Raw genomic sequence first — 19,658 nt, forward strand, 5'->3', positions numbered from 1 at the left:
CCCTTCCGGTTCGATCCCACCGCGACTGTGCGCCCTCAGCCCATGCTGCGATCGCGATAGGCGAGCAGGCGAAGCGCGTTGGCGACGACGACGAGGGTCGAGCCTTCGTGCGCCGCGACCGCCGCACCGATTCCGAGTCCGAAGATCGTCGCCGGCACGAGGACCACGACGACGCCGAGGCTGACCACCAGATTCTGGCGGATGATGCGGCGCGTCTGGCGGCTAAGTCCGATCGCGAACGGCAGATGAGCGAGGTCATCGGCCATCAGCGCGACGTCGGCGGTTTCGAGGGCAACATCGGACCCCGCGGCGCCCATCGCGATCCCGACGGTGGCGCTCGCCATCGCCGGTGCGTCATTGACGCCGTCACCGACCATGGCGACCGGCTGCTGCGCCTTGAGGTCGCGAATGGCGTCGACCTTCTGATCGGGCATCAGGTCGCCCCAGGCCTCGTCGATCCCGACCTCGGCGGCAATCGATTCCGCGACCTTCTGGTGATCGCCCGAAATCATGATCATCCGGCCGATGCCGAGCTCGCGCAGTTTGGCGATCGCGGTGCGCGCCGCTTCGCGCGGCGTGTCCATCAGACCGATCGCGCCAAGATCGCGGTCGCCCATACGAACGACCATCGTCGTGCGGCCCTGCTCGCGGAGGCCGGCGATCGCAGCCGCCACTTCGCCGCCGATCGGCGCGATGCCGTCGGCACCGAACATTTCGGCCTTGCCGATCAGGACGGTTTCGCCCTCGACCTTTGCCGTGACGCCGCGACCCGTCAGGCTGTTAAGGTCGTCCGCCACCGGTACGCGCGTCGACGTCAGCATGGCCTCGCCATCGCGCGCGATGGCAGCGGCAAGCGGATGATCGCTCAGCCGCTCGACCGCCACCGCGATCCGCAGCAGTTCCTCCTTCGGCACGCCGCTGGCCGGCAGGACGTCGGTGATGCGCGGCTTTCCTTCGGTGAGCGTTCCCGTCTTGTCGAACGCCAGCGCGGTCAGCGAGCCGAGATTTTCGAGCGGGCCACCGCCTTTGACCAGCACGCCGCCGCGCGCCGCACGCGCAACGCCCGACAGGACGGCACTCGGCGTCGCGATCGCGAGCGCGCACGGGCTTGCCGCGACAAGGACCGCCATGGCGCGATAGAAGCTGTCGCGGAACGGCTCGTCGACAACGACCCAGGCGAAGAGCAGGACGAACACAAGCGCGAGCACGCTCGGCACGAAGATGCGCTCGAACTTGTCGGTGAAGCGCTGGGTCGGCGATTTCTGCGTTTCCGCCTCGCTCACCATCTTCACGACCTTAGCGAGCGTGGTATCGGCCGCAAGACGGGTTACCGCGATCTCGATCGCGCCATAGCCGTTGATGGTGCCCGCGAAGACGCGATATTTTGCGTCGAGTGCATCGGGCTTTGCCGCGGCCTGCGCACGATCGGCCACCGGTTCCTTGTCGACGGGGACGCTCTCGCCGGTCACCGGAGCCTGATCTATCGCCGTGCGGCCAACGACGACGAAGCCGTCGGCGGCAAGACGCTCGTTGGGCTTGACGATGACGGTGTCGCCAATCGCCAGCTGCTCGACCGGGACTTCGCGAGCCGTCCCGTCGGCATCCTTCACCGTCGCGGTCTGCGGCGCCAGCTCCGCAAGCGCCTCGATTGCGCGCTTGGCGCGGCCCATGGCATAATGTTCGAGCGCATGGCCGAGGCTGAAGAGGAAGAGGAGCAGCGCGCCTTCGGCCCACGCACCAAGCGCGGCAGCGCCGGCCGCGGCGACGAGCATCAGCGTGTCGATCTCGAAGCGCTTGAGCTTCAGATTCTCGATGGCCTCGCGGACAGTGAACCAGCCACCGAAGCCATAAGCGGCAATATAGAATGCGAGCGGCACCCACTCCGGCGCCGCGGCGAGCTTCTCGATCGCAAAGCCGATGCCGAGGACGAGACCGCACAGCAGCGCGAAGATCAGCTCGGTCCGCTCGCCGAAGATGCCGCCATGATCATGGCCATGGTCGTGGCTATCCTCGCCCGTATGGCCATGTTTGTGATCTGGCCCATGCGCGTGATCCGGACCATGGTCATGGCCATCATCGCCATGTTGGTGGGCGGCTTGTGCCGGGGCAGCCGCGGCGACGGCAGTCGATTTCTGAGTGACGCCCATATCCGAGAGTGTCTTTCTGATCATTTCGATGGAGGTCTCCGAGCGCTGGAACTCGGCGCGCAGCGTACCGGCGGCGCCGACTTCGGCCTCGATCACGCCCGGCATTTCGCGAAGCTTCAGTCCGATCGTCCGCGCGCGACGGGCGTGGCCGACGCCTTCGAGGTCATCCCAGAAGAGATGCTGATACTGGCCGGTGAGCTCGGCACCGGCGCTGCGCGCGAGCTGCCGCACGCGTTCGAGCGGGAGAATATCCGGACGGTAATGGATGCAGAGCTGTGGCGGCGAACCGTCGCTTGAGCGGACAACATGGACCTTGTCGACGCCTTCGCGTCCTTCGAGTTCGCTCGTCAGGCGCGCGACGCAGCGGTCGGCGGTATCGGCGACTTCGGGGAGGAGAAGCGGAATATCGAGCCGCAACTGGTCACTCATGATGCCATCCTTTTCTGTTGGCGGTCGGCAATGCGATCCGGGCGCATGTTAAACGCGCGGCAGGATGAGGTGCGGGAGCCATTGCGGGATGCGACCCGGCTCCCGCACCTCCCTGACAGCCGGAAATCCCTGCCCGTGGTGAGGGGGGCGATTGAGAGGGGCCTCCGACGGCCAGGTTTCGAATTCAAGATCATGCGCGGCGCCCGCTTGGCCGCGCGTAGCGGGACTGAACTGTCGTGCGACGGAGTTGCTGTTCGAGCGCCATGTTCGAGCGCTTGAGAAAAACGCTGCAAACCCGCCGCAGAATGGGATAGCCGAGCCATGAGAAGAGACCCGCGCATTCCAGGCGATGGGTAACCTCCACCCCTTGGCCGAGCTTTTCGAGCCGGTAGCTCTCCTCGATGACGAGCAGCCCGCGCGTGCCTGTCCGCCAGGAGAAGCCCGTCAGCCAGTCGAGGCCGGTTATCCGCCCCTCGGATGCAAATTCCGGACCCCGCTTCCCGCGCGGAGAATAGACATAGCCTACGCGCTCATCATCTCCCGGACGATCGGTGAAACGGAGCGTCGGATGCCAGTCGTCGTACCGCTCGATATCGACGAGCAGTCGCCAGACCCGCCCGATCGGGACCGGCAAGCGGAGCGAGGTGCCTACCGAGAACATCGGAGACCTCCTCGCTCGCACGAGCTGGTCCGCGACGCAGGCCGGGGACCTGCGCCGCGGTGTAGACCGGCAAGATGCCGGTCAGCTCTGAACATCGGGGGGCTCCGCGGCGGATTTCCCGCCGAGGATTTCGACCGCTTCGAGCGTGATGAGCCCGATGTCCGGTATTTCGGTCAGCTGCGCCGCAAAGTCGCGGAGCCGCTGCTCCTCGTCGATGATCTCGATCACGACCGCCCGGTCATTCTCCAGCGCATGCTTGCGGTGGAGATGCGCCGAGCGACCGAAACCGAGAACCGCTTCGAGCACCGTAACGCCTGCCAGCTTTTGCTGGCGAGCGAGTTCGGAAATGAACTCGAAGACCCGCTGATCACCGAAGAAGGCGGATTCATCGGTGTAGATGCGCAAGAGCTTGGATGCTTTTGTCATGACAGTCTCTCCCTATTCCGTGACCGGCTGGACCGCCGACTCCGCTTTTCGCTTGAGGAACTTCGGCTGCCAGTTCGCCCCGAGGACGACTTTTGCGATCGCGGGGAGAACGAGCAGCGTCAGGATGGTCGCCGCGATGAGACCGCCGATGACGGTCGTCGCGAGAGGCTTCTGCACCTCGGCACCCGTGCCGGTCGCGATCGCCATCGGCACGAAGCCGATCGCGGGCACGAAGCCGGTCATGATCACCGCACGCATCTTCTCGGTCATGCCCTCGCGGATTGCCTCCGTGAGCGGGACATCATTCTCGAGCCGTTCGCGGATCGCCGTCATGACGACGAGACCGTTGAGCACCGCGACGCCGGCAAGGCAGATGAAGCCCACCGCCGCCGACACCGAGAAGTTGATGCCCGTAAGCGCGAGAGTGAACACCCCGCCCGCGAGCCCAAGCGGCACGGCGAGGAACACGGCGGTCGCGCGCCCGAACGTGCCGAGCGCCATGTAAAGCAGGATGAAGATGCCCGCGAAGCAGAGCGGCACCACGATCGAGAGCCGCTGCGATGCGGCCTGCAGACTTTCGAACTGCCCGCCCCATTCGAGGTAATAGCCCGCCGGAAGCTTCACATTGGCGATCTTCGCCTGCGCTTCGGCCACGAAGGATCCCGCATCGCGGCCTTCGAGGTTCACCTGCACGACGACGCGCCGCTTGCCATTTTCGCGGCTGATCTGGTTGAGCCCTTCGGTCAGCCGGATCTGCGCCACCTGGGCGAGCGGTATCTGTCCGCGATTGCCGCCCTCGGAGGGCAGCAACACGGGCAGCGCGCGGATGTCGTCGAGATTGACCCGGGTCGCGTCGGGGACGCGAACCGTGATGTCGAAGCGCCTGTCGCCCTCATAGAGCAGGCCGGATTCCCGCCCGCCGAGCGCCGCCGACACCGTATCGGCAACCTCCTGTACCGAGAGACCGTAGCGCGCGATCGCATTGCGATCGAGCTTCACGTCGAGCGTCGGAGCGCCGCCCACTTGGTCGGCCTTGACGCTGCCCGCACCCGGTATGCCCTGGAGCACGCGCACCATCTCGTTCGCCGCGAGCGACATCTTGTCGAGGTCGTCCCCGTAGAGCTTGATGGCCACGTCGCCGCGAACGCCCGCGATCAGTTCGTTGAAACGAAGCTGGATCGGCTGGCTGACTTCATAAAGCTGGCCGAGCTGGCCGCCAGCGGCTTTCTCGATACGCTCGACGACATCGGCCTTCGAATCGACACCTGCCGGCCACTGATCCTGGGGTTTCAGGATCACGAAACCGTCGGAGATGTTCGGCGGCATCGGGTCGGTCGCCACCTCGGCCGTACCCGTCTTCGAAAACATCAGCTCGACTTCGGGCAGGCTCGAGATCGCCGTCTCGACGTTGCGCTGCATGACCAGAGACTGTTCGAGGCTCACCGAAGGCACGCGCGTCGAGGCAAGCGCCATATTCTTCTCGTCGAGCTGCGGAATGAATTCCGAGCCGAGCAGTCCGAACGCCGGGATCGCAAGGACGAAGAAGGCAAAGCCGCCGGCGATGAAAGCCCACGGCTTGGCGAGCGCCTTGTCGAGCAAGGGCAGGTAGCGCTCCTTCGACTTGCGGATCGCCCAGACTTCCTTCTCGGCAACCTTGCCGCGAATCATCAGCGCGACAAGCGCCGGAACCAGGGTGATCGCGAGAATGAAGGCCGCAACGAGCGCGAGCATGATGGTGATGGCCATCGGCGAGAAGGTCTTCCCCTCGACGCCCGTAAACATCAGCAACGGCGCGAAGGCCAGTAGGATGATCGCCTGGCCGAAGACGGTCGGTTTGATCATCTCCTGGCTCGCGCGCATCGTCTCCTCGAGACGTTCGCGAAGGTTGAGCAATCTCCCTTCATGCTCCTGCCGGTGCGCCAGTCTGGCGAGGCAGTTTTCGATGATGATCACCGCCCCGTCGACGATCAGACCGAAGTCGAGCGCGCCGAGGCTCATCAGGTTACCGGGGACCCGGAAGGCGTTCATGCCCATCGCCATCATCAGGAAGGAGAAGGGAATGACGAGCACCGCGATGATCGCGGCGCGCCAGTTGCCGAGCAGGAAGAAGAGCGCGGCCGCTACGAGCAGCGCGCCTTCGGTGAGGTTCTTTTCAACCGTGCCGACGGTTGCGTTCACGAGCTTGGCGCGGTCGAGTACCACCTTCACTTCGACGCCGGGCGGCAGGGTCTTCGACACCTGCGCGATCTTCGCCGAAACATCCTCCGCAACAGTGCGGCTATTCTGCCCGATCAGCATGAGCACGGTCCCGATGACCGCCTCCTTGCCGTTCATGCTGCCCGCACCGGTTCTGAGGTCGCCGCCGATCTTCACATTGGCGAGCTGTCCAACCGTCACGGGCACGCCGCCGCGCGTCGCGACGACGGCGTTGCGGATTTCGTCGACCGAGCGGACGCGTGCATCGACGCGCACGAGATAGGCCTCGCCTGCCCGGTTATAGTAGTTGGCACCGACCGCGAGGTTGGCGCGTTCAAGGGCTTCGCCCAGTTCGCTATAGGAAATGCCGTAGCTGGTGAGGCGGGTCGGATCGGGTTCGACCACGAAGGTCTTGGCATAGCCGCCGATCGAGTCGACGCCGGCGACGCCGCCGACCGACTTCAATTGCGGGCTGACGATCCAGTCCTGGACCGTGCGAAGATAGCCCGATTTGGCGATCTCGTCGGTGAGGATATCGCCCTCGGGGGTCAGATAGCTGCCGTCGGGTTGCCAACCTGGTTGGCCCGCGACCTTCTTGGCGCCCTTCCCGTCGGGATTTTTGTAGCCGACGGTGTACATGACGACCTCGCCGAGACCCGTCGTGACGGGACCGATCTGCGGCTGGGCCCCGTCGGGAAGATTCTCGCCCGCCTGGAGAAGCCGTTCGCCCACCTGCTGGCGCGCGAAATAGAGGTCGGTTTCATCGGTGAAGATTGCCGTCACCTGGCTGAAGCCGTTGCGCGAGATCGAGCGTGTCGTCTCGAGCCCCGGAATGCCGGCGAGCGAGATTTCGATCGGATAGGTTACGAGCTTCTCGATTTCGACCGGCGAGAGACGCGGATCGATCGTGTTGATTTGCACCTGCTTGTTGGTGATGTCGGGAACCGCGTCGATCGGCAGCTTGGTGAGCTGCCATACGCCGAGTCCCGCGATCACGAGGAAGAGAAAGAGTACCGCCCAGCGCGCGCGGACGGATAGCGCCATCAGTTTCGCGATCACGGTTTATTCCTCCTCGCCCGCGCCCTTGCCGAGTTCGGCCTTGAGCAGGAATGCGTTCTTGGTCGCGACGATCTGGCCCGGCTTCAGCCCGGCGAGGATTTCGACACGGCCCGCGCTGCGCTGGCCGACGGTCACCTGCTGCGCGCGGAAGCCGTCCTTCGTGCGGACGAACACCACGTCGCGGCCTTCGAGCGTCTGGAGGGCTTCGTCCGCGATCACGATACGGGCCGGCCCACCGGTTTCGGCGCCGCGGCTCGGAAGCAGCCGCACCCGGACCGCCAAGCCCGGCTGGAGCGCCCCGGGTACGTCGAGCACGGCGGTTGCCGAGCGCGTGTCGCCCGACAGGCCGGGCGTGACGGCGCGCACGCGGGCATCGATCGTCCGTCCGTCGGGAAGTTCGATGATCGCACGGTCTCCGGGCGAGAGCCGCTGGGCATCGGCCGGACCGACGGCGGCCTCGATCTGCACCTTGCTGGGATCGGCAACGCGGAACAATTCGGTTTCGGGCTGAACGAAGGCGCCAAGGCTGGCGTTCTCGGCCGTGATCCGTCCCGAGATCGGGCTTGCCACGATGACGCTGCTGCCATCGCGCGTGACCTGCGCGGCGCTCGCTGCGGCACGCGCGCGCTGCGCTTCGGCCGCGGCGGCCGCGGCTTCGGCTTGCGCCTGCTCATAGTCGACGCGCGCCGACACCTTCTGGTCGAACAGGGTCTTCTCGCGGTGGAGATTTTTCTGCGCGAGCGTCGAGCGCGCATCGGCGGCAATCCGTTCGGCCGCAATCTGGGCGGCGTCGCGGCTTTGCACGATCGCGATCGTCTCACCGGCGCTGACCGGATCGCCGAGCCGCTTGAAGAGACGGGTGACCGCGCCGCCCGCGCGGGCGGTGACGATCGCCTCGCCGCTCGGCGCGGCGGTAACGGTCGCTTGCGAGATGATTTCCGAACCGAGTCCGCCGGCGCCGATCGTCTCGACGCCGATCTCGGCGGCCTTGATCGCTTCGGGCGTGATGGCGAGGCTGCTCGGAAGGGCTTCGCTCGCCGCTTCCTTTTCGCCTTCGGCAGCCGGCGCGGCGGCCGGGTCGGCGGTGCAGCGTGCAACGCCGAAGCCCGTGACGGCAGCGAGTATCATGGCGCCCGCGACAGTGCCGAGGAGACGCTTGTCCTTGGTGATCATATTCTATCTCCGCTGTTGATGCGGTTCGCGCGCCGACCGGCGGCGCACCCCTGTTGACTTGGAAGGACGATGGCGAAGGCGCCTCCGTCCACTGGAAGGCTCGGCGCGCTCATGGCTGATGATCCGCATCGCCGTCGGCGGCTGCCTGGCGCGATAGGATGGCGCGGGCTTCGGCCCGGGCCTGGCGCGCCGCGATCAGTTCGGCCTGCGTTGCCGCATAGGCCTGCTGCGCGTCGATATATTCGACGAGCGAGGACTTGCCGGCGCGGTAGCTGAGTTCGGCGAGCCGGACACCTTCGCGCGCCTGCTCGATGCCGCTACCCTCAAGCGCCGCGAGGCGGGCCTCTGCGGCTTCGAGTTCGGCCTGCGCATTGGCGATCTCCGCCTGAGCATTGACCACTGCATTCTCGCGCCGCGCAATGGCGGCGGCGACATCGGATTTGGCTGCCGAGATGTTGCCGCGGTTGCGGTCGAAGACGGGGAGCGGCACGGAAACATTGGCGATCAATGCGCGATCGCCGGTGTCGCGAAGCTGACGCACCCCGAAGCCGACCGACGGATCGAGCCGGCCATCGGCGCGCTGCCCCTGGAGCCGCGCTTCAGCAATCAGCTTCTCGGTTTCTGCCAAGCGAACGTCGAGCGTCGCGAGCGAGTCCACCGTCTCCGGTGCCACCCACATATCGCCTTCCATCAACTCGGCAGGCGGGACCGAGCTTCCAAGGAGCGCCGCGAGCGAACGCCGGGCGGTCCTTTCTTCGGCCTCGGCCGTGCGTAGCTCGGCGGTGGCCTGAACGAGAGCCGCATTGGCGCGGAACGCACGGAGCGGCGGCTCGTTGCCGGTATCGACCATGGCCTGTGCCACGCGGACGAGTTCGCGGGCACGCGCTTCATTTTCGCGTGCGAGCGCGAGGCTATCGCGGGCCGCGAGAGCGGTCGCGAACTGGTTGCGGACATCGAGCGCAAGATCTGCGCGTGCAATCTCCAACTTGTACTTCGCGGCCAGAAACTCGGCGTCGGCGAGCGTCATGCGCGACCGGCGCCGGCCCCCGATATCGAGACGCTGATTGACCGACACGGTCGTTTCGAGACCGTTCAGGCCCGAGTAGGGGCCGGTGCCTGCGAAATTCTCGACATCGACATTGAGCGTCGGATTGTAGCGATAGCCCGCCTGACGCTGGCGACCGCGAGCGGCCTCCACTTCGGCTTCGGCGGCAACCACGCGCGGCGAGCGCGCGTCGGCTTCCTCCATCGCCTGCGCGAGGGACAATCGAGCGGGAAGCGGGCCGGTACGCACGGCCTCGCCTGCGGAAGAAGGCGGTCCCACCAGCTCCGTCGCTGCCGACTGGGCAGCGGCGGGCGCGGAATTTGAGCCTGCAACGAGCGCCACGAGACTCGCGGCGACAACTATGGATTTCATGAAAAGGAGACTCCTGACGTTTCCAGGGAGAAGCGCACGCGAAGGGCACGCGCAGACCTAGAGCGTCAGGCGATTGGAGGGCGGAACGTCCCGATATAGGCGACGGGCGGCAAGGCGGCCGTCAGGATGCGCGTATGCGCTTCAGGGGCAGGCGTTTCGGTCGCTGCCGACAGCGATTCCGCCGGGACGCCCGAATGGTGACCGTGGCAGCCATGAGCGGCGGCAGGCACCTGCTGCTTTTCGCCGGGAGAGGATTTTTTCTTGTCGACTTCGGCGCCTTCGATCGCCGGTGCGGGAACGCAGCCGGCTTCGATCACAGCAACGAAAAGGCTCGCCTCGGCCCGATCCTCGGTCGCATGTGCGAGCGACCCCGCAACCGTTCCGGATGCAAGGAGAAGGGTCAGGAGGAAGAGGATCACCCGTCGCATTGAAACCGGCCCCTAGCATCGAAACGGCGCGGTGAAAAGTAGAAGATTTTCAATCAACTTCGGCGGCACTCTTCGAACCCCCGAACCGGCTCCGTAATTTTATCTCATGGAGGTAAGAGAGCAGTGCACCTTGCCCCTCTATAGTTGCAGATGCGCCTCAAGAAACAGGATATCGGCCGAACAATCACGCGTTAAGCACAATAATTCTACAATTGTCTTTCACTCTTATTTCTATCGCTTCGCTATTGGCTCCCGCCTCCTTTGTTCGGGACGACATTCGAGCGATATGCTTCCCGTGAGACGAGGGGGTAAATCGGACGCAGAGCGGCACAGCGTCCTGCCGGAACATCAGGGCTTGACCCTGTATCTACTACAGGGTGCAAGAGCCTGCCCTGCACAAAAAAGGGGGAAAGAGGATGGTGCCGCCGACAGTAAATCCCGTGAGCATGGCCGTCATCGAGCCGCTGCTGCGCGAGCAATATCGCCTGTTTTGCGAATCACGCCGAATCGGAGATGAAGCCGCTGCGTGGCAGGCGCTGGAATGGGAACATATATTGAGCCAGCCCTATATGGGCGCGCATCTCGCCTCCCACTGGCACATGTTTCGCTATGCGATCGAGCTCGGCGATGCCCGTGAAGCTACCGGTCAGGCAATGCGGTTCCTGCTCGTCCCGCTCGGTTCGCTGACCGGCCGCCTCCCCGCAGGGAATAATGGTCGCGCGCGGGTGAGCGCCTTCGAGCCGATGCCGATGCCGCAGGCCCTCGAAGCGCTGATCGAAACGGCCCGGTCGACGGAGAGCCGCGCTGCGCGAACCGATTGATCCGGTTTTGGACTTCCGGAACGGGTCATTCGCTGTTAGGGGCGCGACCATGTCCGGCGCTACCCTTCGCCTGTTGCTTGTGTTCATCCTGCTGCTCAGCGGGCTCCACAATGCTGCGCCGGCGATGGCGGGCATGACGCACCATGCGACGGATTCGCATCTTTCGCACCATGTCGAGCCGGGCCATGCGTCGGACAAGGACACGCAAAAAGGTCAGCAGGACGCCGACCTCCACGGCAGTCACCATAATTGCCCGGTCGCATCCGATCAGGCCCTTTCGGGTCATGACGATCTGTCCTGTTTTTCCGGCGGCCTGCACTTTGCGTTGCCCGCGACGCGCCTCGCTTCGCGCGCGCTCGCACCGCCCCTGAACCCTCCCCTCGCCTGAACGCCGCCTGCCGCGCGGCCCCTTTTCGGCCTGCGCTCAGTCGAATCGTTCAGGAGTGATCATTCATGCATATCCATATGCGCGCCGCCCTGTTGGCCGGGGCTGCGCTGCTGGCGGGGTCCGTTTGGGCCCAGCCGCTAACGCTCGACCAGGCGGTCGAGCGGGCCATCGCTGCATCGCCCGAGCTTAGAGCGGGCGAAGCGGGGGTCGACGCCGCGCGCGCCGACCAGCTGCAAGCCCGCGTCCGTCCCAATCCGACCGTGTCGGTCGACATGGACAATGGCGTCGGGACGGGCGGCTATGGCCTGTTCCGGCAATCGGAACTCACCGTCACCTATTCGCAGCCGCTCGAACGCGGGGGCAAGCGCGAGGCGCGAATGGCGCTTGCCGAGCGCGGTGTCGTTCTCGCCGAGGCGCAGTGGCGGCTCGTCCGGCTCGACATCGCCCAGGAAGTGCAGCGCGCCTATATCGACGTCCAGATCGCCGAGCAGATGGTCTGGATCGCAGAGGATCGCGTCAAACTTGAAAAGGAGATGCGGACCGAAGCGATCAGGCGCGTGCGCGGCTACAAGGATCCGCTCTTCGTCGAGACGCGCGCCGATGCCCGCATTCTCGAAGCCGAACTGGCCCTGAAGGAAGCCCAGGCGAAGCGGCAGTCCGCACGCGCATTGCTCACCTCCTTCTGGGGCGGCACGCCTGACAGCCTCGTTATCGCCGAGGGGATCGAGAAACCCGATCCGCGCGATCCGCCGCTCGCCGAAGCCGACGCGGCGGTCTTCGACGCCGCCGTCGACCGGGCCCGCGCGCAGGTCGTCGTCGAGCAGAGCCGTGCGCACCAAGACTATACGGTCTCGGGCGGCACGCGCTTTCTTCGCGAGACCAATGATGTCGCCGTTCTTGGCGGCATCTCGATCCCGCTCGGACGGTTCGACCGCAACCAGGGCAATATCGCCCGGGCGCAGGCCGAACGGCGGCAGCTCGAGTTCCAATCCGAAGCGAGCCGGCTCGAGCGGCTGCGGCGCCTCGCGTCGCTGCGCGCCGATGCCGACGCCGCACGCGTCCGGGCCGAGGGCATCATGAACGACGTCTATCCCAAGGCGGTGAAGACGCTCGGCCAGGTGCGCGAAGGCTATGCCCGCGGCGGGTTCCTGTTCGCCGACGTACAGGATGCCGCCGACGTCATCATCCAGATCCAGGGTCAGTGGGCCGAGGCCATGACACGCTACCGCGATTTGCTCGCGGAGATCGATCGCCTGACCGGCCGCTTCGATGCGGCTCCCCTTGCGGAGAATATTCCATGAAGAAGTTTCCATTTCCCGCCGCGGCTGCGGCGCTGTTCCTTGCTGTGCCTCTCGCTGCCTGCGGTGGCGGAGCCGAGGGCGAAGACAAGCATGAAGAAGGCGAAAGCCACGCTGAGGGCGAAGGCGAGGAAGATGCCAAAGGCCCGAACGGTGGCAAATTGCTCAAGAATGGCGATTTCGCGGTCGAGGTCATAATCTTCGAGAATGGCACCGAGCCGCAATTCCGCGTTTTCGCAACGCGGGACGGCAAACCGGTCGACCCGAAGGATGTCCAGCTCGCCATCACCCTCACGCGGCTTGGCGGCGACGTCGATCGCTTCACCTTCCGCCCGCAGGGCAAATTCCTCGCAGGGCAAGGTGTCGTCACCGAACCGCACAGCTTCGACGTCGAGGTTGTCGCGGTGACGGGCGGCAAGCGGCACGTTTGGAAATATGCGAACCCCGAAGGGCGCACGCGGATCGGGGCTGACGCCGCCAAGGCCGGAGGCATCGAAACCGCGGTCGTCGGACCGGCGACGGTGGGCGAAATGCGCGAACTCTACGGCACCGTCCAACTGTCGCCGACCGCCCGCTCCGAAATTCGCGGCCAGTTCCCCGGCCGCGTCGTCTCGGTGACCAAGGCGGTGGGCGACAGCGTCCGCCGTGGGGAACTGCTCGCGCGCATCGAGTCGAGCGAGAGCCTCCAGGTCTATCCGGTATATGCGACGGTCGGCGGCGTGATCGCCGAGCGCAACGCCAACCCCGGCGACGTCACCGACGGGCGCGCACTCTATGTGGTCACCGACCCGGCGCAGACCACGGTCGTCTTCAACATCTTCCCCCGCGACCTCGCGATCATACGTCCGGGCATGCGGGTGACGGTGGAGACGCAGGACGGCGCCGAAATCGCGACCGCGCCGCTCGGGCAGTTCCTGCCCGACGGCAATGTCGAGGCGGGCACTGCGCTCATCCGCGCGACCATCCCGAACCGCTCGGGAACGCTCCGCCCTGGCATGGCCTTGCGCGGCCGCGTGATGGTCAACCCCGTCACCGTGCCGCTTGCCGTGCGCACCGAGGCGATCCAGCCCTTCCGCGACTTCAAGGTGGTCTATGCCAATTTCGGGCAGGACTATGAGGTCCGGATGCTGAAGCTCGGCCGTTCGTCGCCCGAATGGACCGAGGTCCTGTCGGGCATCAAGCCCGGCACCGCCTATGTCACCAAGGGCAGTTTCCTCGTTCGCGCCGACATCGAAAAGTCCGGCGCGGGCCACGACCATTGATCGGGGAGCAGGATAACATGCTAGCCAGAACCATAGGCTTTTCGATCCGGCAACGATGGCTCGTCCTCGCGGTGGTCGCGCTCCTCTGCGCGATCGGCGCGTGGAGCGCGACCAAATTGCCCATCGACGCCGTTCCCGACATCACCAACGTCCAGGTCCAGATCAACACCAAGGCGGAAGGCTATTCGCCGCTCGAGTCCGAGCAGCGCATCACCTATCCGATCGAGACCGCGATCGCGGGCATCCCGAACCTCAACTATACCAGGTCGATCTCGCGCTATGGCCTGAGCCAGGTCACTGTCGTCTTCGAGGACGGGACCGACATCTATTTCGCGCGCCAGCAGGTCAACGAGCGGCTCCAGGCCGCGCGCGGCCAGCTTCCGCCCGGGATGGAGCCCGAAATGGGCCCGATCTCGACGGGCCTCGGCGAAATCTTCATGTTCTCGATCGAGGCCGAACCGGGCGCGCGAAAACCCGACGGCACGCCTTATACGGCGGAAGACCTCCGGACGATGTCCGATTGGGTCATCCGGCCGCAGATGCGCACGATTCCGGGGGTCGCCGAGATCAACACGATCGGCGGCTATGCCCGCCAATATCATGTGACACCCAACCCGGCCTCGCTCGCCTCGCTCAATCTCTCGCTCAACGATGTCGTCACCGCACTCGAGGCCAATAATGCCAACCGCGGGGCCGGTTATGTCGAGCGCAGCGGCGAACAGATTCTGATCCGCGTGCCGGGTCAGGCCAATAATGAGCGTGACCTGTCGCAGATCATCGTCACCACCCGCGGCGGGGTTCCGATCCGGATCGCCGACGTCGCCGATGTCGCGATCGGCTCGGGGCTCCGCACAGGCGCCGCAACCGAAAATGGCAAGGAAGTCGTCCTCGCGACGGTCTCGATGCTGATCGGCGAGAATCCGCGCGTGGTGGCGCAGGCCTCGGCCGAACGCCTCGTCGAAGCCTCGCGTGCGTTGCCGAAGGGTGTCGTTGCCAAGCCGCTCTACGATCGCACCGCGCTCGTCGAGCGGACGATTTCGACGGTGCAGAAGAATCTCGCCGAGGGCGCGCTGCTCGTCATCGTGATCCTGTTCCTGCTGCTCGGCAATTTCCGGGCCGCGCTGATCACGGCGGCGGTCATTCCGGTCGCGATGCTGATGACGCTGACGGGCATGCTCCAGACGCGGACATCGGCAAACCTCATGAGCCTCGGGGCGCTCGACTTCGGCCTCATCGTCGACGGGGCCGTCATCATCGTCGAGAACTGCCTCCGCCGGCTCGGCGAGGCTCAGCACAGGCTCGGACGCCTGCTCGACCGCGACGAGCGCTTCGGCCTAGTCGCTTCCGCAAGCGCAGAAGTGATCAAGCCGAGCATCTTCGGCATTATTATCATCACCGCAGTCTATCTGCCGATCTTCGCGCTCGAGGGCGTCGAGGGCAAAACCTTCCATCCGATGGCGATCACCGTCGTCCTCGCGCTTACCGCCGCTCTGCTGCTGTCGCTCACCCTGGTTCCGGCCGCGGTGGCGCTGTTCGTGACCGGCAAGGTCGAAGAAAAGGAAAATTGGCTGATGCGCGGGCTCGGCAAGGGCTACCGCCCGATGCTCGACCGCGTCCTCAATTGGCCGAAGGCTGCGCTGGCTGGTGCTTTGGCGCTTGTCGCGCTGAGCGGCGTGGCGGCGACCAGTCTCGGGTCCGAGTTCATCCCGGACCTCGACGAAGGCGATATCGCGATGCACGCGATGCGCATTCCGGGGACGAGCCTCACCCAGTCGATCGCGATGCAGGAGGCGCTGGAGAAGAGGATCAGGCAGTTCCCCGAAGTCGAGCGGGTGTTCGCGAAGATCGGCACTCCCGAGGTAGCGACCGATCCGATGCCCCCGTCGGTCGCCGATAATTTCATCATGCTCAAGGACCGGAAGGAATGGCCCAATCCGAGAAAGACGCGCGACCAGCTCGTTGCCGAACTCAACAAGGCGGCGAACGAGGTGCCAGGGAACAATTATGAGTTCACCCAGCCGGTGAAGATGCGCATGAACGAGCTGATCGCCGGCGTTCGCGCCGACGTGGCGATCAAGTTGTTCGGCGACGACCTCGATCAATTGCTCGAATCGGGGCAGGCGATCGAGGAAGTCGCGGGCGGGATTGCGGGCGCGCAGGACGTGAAGCTCGAACAGGTCACCGGCCTGCCGATGCTCTCGGTCACGCCCGATCGCGACAAGCTCGCGCGCTACGGTGTCAGCATGGAAACGGTGCAGGATGCGGTTTCGACAGCGACCGGCGGCCGTCAGGCCGGCGAGCTTTTCGAGGGTGACCGCCGCTTCGACGTCATCGTCCGGCTTCCCGAGGCCATTCGCACCGATCTCGCGTCGCTCGGCAATCTCCCCGTTGCACTTCCGGCCGGCGGCTTCGTGCCGCTTTCGGAGCTGGCGGAGATATCGCTCGCGGCGGGGCCGAACCAGATCAGCCGCGAAAATGGCAAGCGCCGCGCGGTGATCACGGCGAATGTTCGTGGGCGCGATCTGGGCTCGTTCATCGACGAGCTCACGCAAAAGGTCGAAGCTGAGGTCGTGCTGCCCGATGGTTACTACATCGAATATGGCGGCACATTCGAGCAGCTTCAGTCCGCGACCGAGCGCCTCCAGATCGTCGTGCCGCTGGTGCTGCTGCTGATCTTCGGGCTGCTGTTCATGCTGTTCGGCACGGTGCGCGATGCTGCGATCGTCTTCTCGGGCGTGCCTCTGGCGCTGACGGGCGGGGTCGCGGCGCTGGCGCTGCGCGACATTCCGTTATCGATCTCGGCGGGCGTCGGCTTCATCGCTTTGTCCGGGGTCGCGGTGCTGAACGGCGTGGTGATGCTATCCTTCATCAAGGATCTGCGCGAACGCGGAAAAGCGCTCGTCGAGGCGATCCGCGAAGGCGCGCTGACCCGCCTCAGACCGGTGATGATGACGGCGCTGGTGGCGTCGCTCGGGTTCGTACCGATGGCGCTCAATGTCGGGGCTGGGTCCGAGGTGCAGCGGCCGCTGGCAACTGTCGTCATCGGCGGGATCATCTCGTCGACGATCCTGACTTTGCTCGTGCTGCCGGCCCTGTACCTCCTGGTCCATCGACGGACCGCGAAGGCCGAAGAGGAAGAGCTGGCGCGCCCGAGCAGCGTCCCCAGCCCCGAAGGCTGAGACACTCCCGGATGGCCGCCATTCCCCCCTGTCGGCGGCAACCGAGAGTGCTGACTGGGGCGGAACCCAAGCGGGTTCCGCCTCCTTTTAGGGATGGTGAGGATTGAGGAGCTTGCAATGAATGAAAAAGCATCCGGGAGCGAACGCGAAAAGCGAACGCTCCAGATCGTTCTCGTCCTGAACTCGGCTATCGCGATCGCCTTCCTCGTAACCGGCGGGCTCGGCGATTCGAGCGCGCTCATCGCCAATGGGCTCGACAATCTGTCCGACGCCGCGGTCTATGCCTTGAGCCTCGTTGCGCTCAGCCACGGCCTGAAATGGAAAACCCGTGCTGCCACGGCATCGGGTGTCATGCTGCTGGTCTTCGCGGCCGGCGTCCTGTTCGATGTAGGACGGCGCTATTTCGAAGGCAGCGAACCGATCGGTCCGACAATGATGATCATGTCGGCCGTCGCTGCGGTGGTGAACTATGCTTGTCTGAAGCTCTTGCAGCGCATTCAGGATCCGGACGTCAACCTCAGAGCCGCGACAACCTTCAGCTACAACGACTTCATCTCGAACGGCGGCATCCTGATCGCGGGTGTCCTCGTCTGGTGGCTCGGTACGAACTGGCCGGACCTTCTGGTTGGATTTGCGACTGCGCTGATCGCGATCAAGGGCGGCATCGAAATCCTTCGCGACGCCCGCCAAGAGGCCAAACAGCAGAAAGATTAGAGCATGTGAGGCGTGTCGGATCGGCGGAAGAATGTTCGGACCTCTGCGAACAACGTCGCCGATCCTGCCCTAGAGGCACCCGACAGCTCGCTCCCATCATATTACGTCCTTATTACGCGAGGCAAAAATCGAGCCCACGTAACGACGCGTATTACGCCGCCATTCGGCGTAAGTGTCTGAAATTGTTAGGAAAACTGGAGCGGGCGAAGGGATTCGAACCCTCGACCCCAACCTTGGCAAGGTTGTGCTCTACCCCTGAGCTACGCCCGCTCTGGCGGCTGGCGACCGGTGGGTGCCAGCGGGTGAGGCGGGCGATTAGCACCGGCTTTTGGAGTCGGCAAGCCCCCCCTTGTACTTTTCTTACAGGCGCCGGGCGAAGGGTTGGCATCCGGCGCACAATTCCCACATAACGCGGCGAAGAGATTCTTTTCGCGTCGGCAGAGGGCCATTGCAGCCCGCCAGCATGGCGCGAAACAACCGGCAAGGAGCATGAGCGTGGCGACATTGGGGCTGAACCCGCAGGAAAAGGAAGCCGTCGAGGCCTTCCGCCGCGACGTCGTCGAACCGTCGATGACGAAGCTCGTCATCCTCGATTTCTGGGCCGAATGGTGCGGGCCGTGCAAGCAGCTCGCCCCCGTGCTCGAAAAGGTCGCCGCCGATTACGCCGACAAGGGCGTTGTGCTGGCGAAGGTCGACGTCGATGCGAACGGCTTCATCGCGAGCCAGTTTCAGGTCCAGTCGATCCCGACCGTTTACGCGATCTTTCAGGGCCAGCCGGTCGCCAACCTGACCAACGCGCGCAGCGAAAGCCAGCTCAAGTCGATGCTCGACCAGCTGCTCGCCCAGCTGCCGGTCGAAAGCGACGCCGGTGCACGCGCGGTCGAGATCGCCCCGCTGCTCGAAATGGGCGAATCGGTTCTGGCCGAAGGCGACGGCCCGCGCGCGGTCGGCATTTTTTCGCAGATCGCCGAAATGGCGCCCGACAGCGCCGCCGCGCACGGCGGGCTGATCCGCGCGCTGCTCGCCGCAGGCGACAGCGAAGGCGCGGCGCTGGCGCTGGCCGCCGTCCCCGCCGACATTGCGGGCGATCCCGCGATCGCGCAGGCGAAAAGCGCGCTCGAACTCGCCGCAGATGCCCCCGACGCGGGCGAACTCGCGGCGCTGGAGGCCGCGACCGCCGACAATCCCGACGACCATCAGGCGCGCTTTGATCTTGCCGTGGCCCAGATCGGCGCGGGACAGCGCGATGCCGCCGCCGACAATCTGCTCCACATCGTCGCCGCCGACCGCGAATGGAACGACGGCGCGGCACGCGCGAAACTGCTGTCGCTGTTCGAAGCGGTGGGGCTGGAAGATCCGTGGGTCGCCGCGCAGCGCCGCCGCCTGTCGCTGATCCTGTTCGGCTGATGCCGACCGACGCGCCCCTGACCATTCAGCGGATCGCGATTTTTCCGCTGCCCGGGGCGGTGCTGTTTCCGGGGCTGCACCTGCCGCTCCACATCTTCGAGCCGCGCTACAAGGCGATGGTGCAGGAAGTGCTGGCGCGCGACCGCCAGATCGGGATGATCCAGCCGCGCCAGATCCCCGGCGAGGAGGATCGCGAGCCCCCCGCGCTTTACGATGTCGGCTGCGTCGGGCGCATCATCGACGTCGAGGCGCTGGCCGAGGGGCGGTTCAACATCGTTCTGGAAGGCGTCGCGCGCTTTCGCGTCCGCCGCGAGCTCGACGTCACGACACCCTTTCGCCAGGTCGAGGCAGAGATAGAGGCTGAGGTCGAGGACGAAGCCGTGCTGTCGAGCATCGAGCGCGCGAGCCTTGAGCGCGAGGCGAAACGCTTTGCCCAGCGGCAGGGCTATGTCGTCGACTGGGCCTCGGTCGGGCAGCTTGACGACGAAACGCTGGTGAACGGCATCGCGCAGGTCGCACCGTTCGACGCCGCGGCCAAGCAGGCGCTGCTCGAAACCTCTCCGCTCGAAATGCGCGCCGAGCTGGTGATCCAGTTGATGCAGTTTTTCGGCCGCTTCGACGGCGACGACGGGCGCGCCACGCTGCAATAGGGC

15 protein-coding genes and 1 tRNA gene are annotated in these 19,658 nt (G+C 65.4%); 8 read left to right on the forward strand and 8 right to left on the reverse strand.

Annotation, left to right across the window (positions count from 1 at the left end; all coding sequences use genetic code 11):
- Window positions 1–35: 35 nt before the first annotated feature.
- The 7 genes from EBMC1_RS11295 to EBMC1_RS11325 form a co-directional block, all read right to left on the reverse strand.
- Window positions 36–2,576 carry a heavy metal translocating P-type ATPase gene (locus tag EBMC1_RS11295; protein ID WP_003046486.1) on the reverse strand — a complete coding sequence of 847 codons (2,541 nt, stop codon included), beginning with the start codon at window positions 2,574–2,576 and terminating at the stop codon, window positions 36–38.
- Window positions 2,577–2,766: 190 nt separating this feature from the next.
- On the reverse strand, window positions 2,767–3,237 hold the full coding sequence (locus EBMC1_RS11300; RefSeq protein WP_003046490.1) for an SRPBCC family protein: 471 nt from the start codon (window positions 3,235–3,237) through the stop codon (window positions 2,767–2,769).
- 81 nt (window positions 3,238–3,318) lie between these two features.
- Window positions 3,319–3,663: a DUF190 domain-containing protein gene (locus tag EBMC1_RS11305; RefSeq protein WP_003046493.1), complete on the reverse strand. Its 345-nt coding sequence runs from the start codon at window positions 3,661–3,663 to the stop codon at window positions 3,319–3,321.
- Window positions 3,664–3,675: 12 nt separating this feature from the next.
- Window positions 3,676–6,918 carry an efflux RND transporter permease subunit gene (locus EBMC1_RS11310; RefSeq protein ID WP_003046495.1) on the reverse strand — a complete coding sequence of 1,081 codons (3,243 nt, stop codon included), beginning with the start codon at window positions 6,916–6,918 and terminating at the stop codon, window positions 3,676–3,678.
- Between the two features lie 3 nt (window positions 6,919–6,921).
- Entirely contained in the window at window positions 6,922–8,091 is a 1,170-nt protein-coding gene (locus EBMC1_RS11315; RefSeq protein WP_003046498.1) for an efflux RND transporter periplasmic adaptor subunit, read from the reverse strand.
- Window positions 8,092–8,200: 109 nt separating this feature from the next.
- Window positions 8,201–9,508 (reverse strand): TolC family protein, encoded by a 1,308-nt coding sequence (locus tag EBMC1_RS11320; RefSeq protein ID WP_037553274.1) that lies wholly within the window; start codon window positions 9,506–9,508, stop codon window positions 8,201–8,203.
- A gap of 65 nt (window positions 9,509–9,573) precedes the next feature.
- A complete protein-coding gene (locus EBMC1_RS11325) occupies window positions 9,574–9,936 on the reverse strand; it encodes a hypothetical protein (protein ID WP_003046504.1) in 363 nt (120 codons plus the stop codon).
- 446 nt (window positions 9,937–10,382) lie between these two features.
- Here EBMC1_RS11325 and EBMC1_RS11330 point away from each other — a divergent pair, with 446 nt between their 5' ends.
- From EBMC1_RS11330 to EBMC1_RS11355, 6 genes are all read left to right on the forward strand, one after another.
- Window positions 10,383–10,757 (forward strand): DUF3703 domain-containing protein, encoded by a 375-nt coding sequence (locus tag EBMC1_RS11330; RefSeq protein WP_037553271.1) that lies wholly within the window; start codon window positions 10,383–10,385, stop codon window positions 10,755–10,757.
- A gap of 49 nt (window positions 10,758–10,806) precedes the next feature.
- The gene (locus EBMC1_RS11335) at window positions 10,807–11,145 is read left to right on the forward strand and encodes a hypothetical protein (RefSeq protein WP_003046510.1); all 339 of its coding nucleotides are present in this window, start codon (window positions 10,807–10,809) and stop codon (window positions 11,143–11,145) included.
- 65 nt (window positions 11,146–11,210) lie between these two features.
- Window positions 11,211–12,446, forward strand: a complete 1,236-nt coding sequence (locus EBMC1_RS11340) for a TolC family protein (RefSeq protein ID WP_003046513.1) — start codon at window positions 11,211–11,213, stop codon at window positions 12,444–12,446.
- Window positions 12,443–13,705: an efflux RND transporter periplasmic adaptor subunit gene (locus tag EBMC1_RS11345; protein ID WP_003046516.1), complete on the forward strand. Its 1,263-nt coding sequence runs from the start codon at window positions 12,443–12,445 to the stop codon at window positions 13,703–13,705. The genes EBMC1_RS11340 and EBMC1_RS11345 overlap by 4 nt, the downstream gene beginning before the upstream one ends.
- 17 nt (window positions 13,706–13,722) lie before the next feature.
- Window positions 13,723–16,884, forward strand: a complete 3,162-nt coding sequence (locus tag EBMC1_RS11350; RefSeq protein WP_037553392.1) for an efflux RND transporter permease subunit — start codon at window positions 13,723–13,725, stop codon at window positions 16,882–16,884.
- 117 nt (window positions 16,885–17,001) lie between these two features.
- A complete protein-coding gene (locus EBMC1_RS11355; RefSeq protein ID WP_003046522.1) occupies window positions 17,002–17,598 on the forward strand; it encodes a cation transporter in 597 nt (198 codons plus the stop codon).
- Between the two features lie 195 nt (window positions 17,599–17,793).
- Here EBMC1_RS11355 and EBMC1_RS11360 read toward each other — a convergent pair.
- Window positions 17,794–17,868 (reverse strand) — tRNA-Gly (locus EBMC1_RS11360).
- Window positions 17,869–18,093: 225 nt separating this feature from the next.
- On the opposite strand from EBMC1_RS11360, the gene EBMC1_RS11365 reads away from it, so the two are divergent.
- Window positions 18,094–19,005: a tetratricopeptide repeat protein gene (locus EBMC1_RS11365; RefSeq protein ID WP_040590233.1), complete on the forward strand. Its 912-nt coding sequence runs from the start codon at window positions 18,094–18,096 to the stop codon at window positions 19,003–19,005.
- Window positions 19,005–19,655 (forward strand): LON peptidase substrate-binding domain-containing protein, encoded by a 651-nt coding sequence (locus tag EBMC1_RS11370; RefSeq protein ID WP_003046528.1) that lies wholly within the window; start codon window positions 19,005–19,007, stop codon window positions 19,653–19,655. The genes EBMC1_RS11365 and EBMC1_RS11370 overlap by 1 nt, the downstream gene beginning before the upstream one ends.
- Window positions 19,656–19,658: the final 3 nt, after the last annotated feature.

Source organism: Sphingopyxis sp. MC1, from assembly GCF_000371385.1.
GTDB lineage: Bacteria > Pseudomonadota > Alphaproteobacteria > Sphingomonadales > Sphingomonadaceae > Sphingopyxis > Sphingopyxis terrae.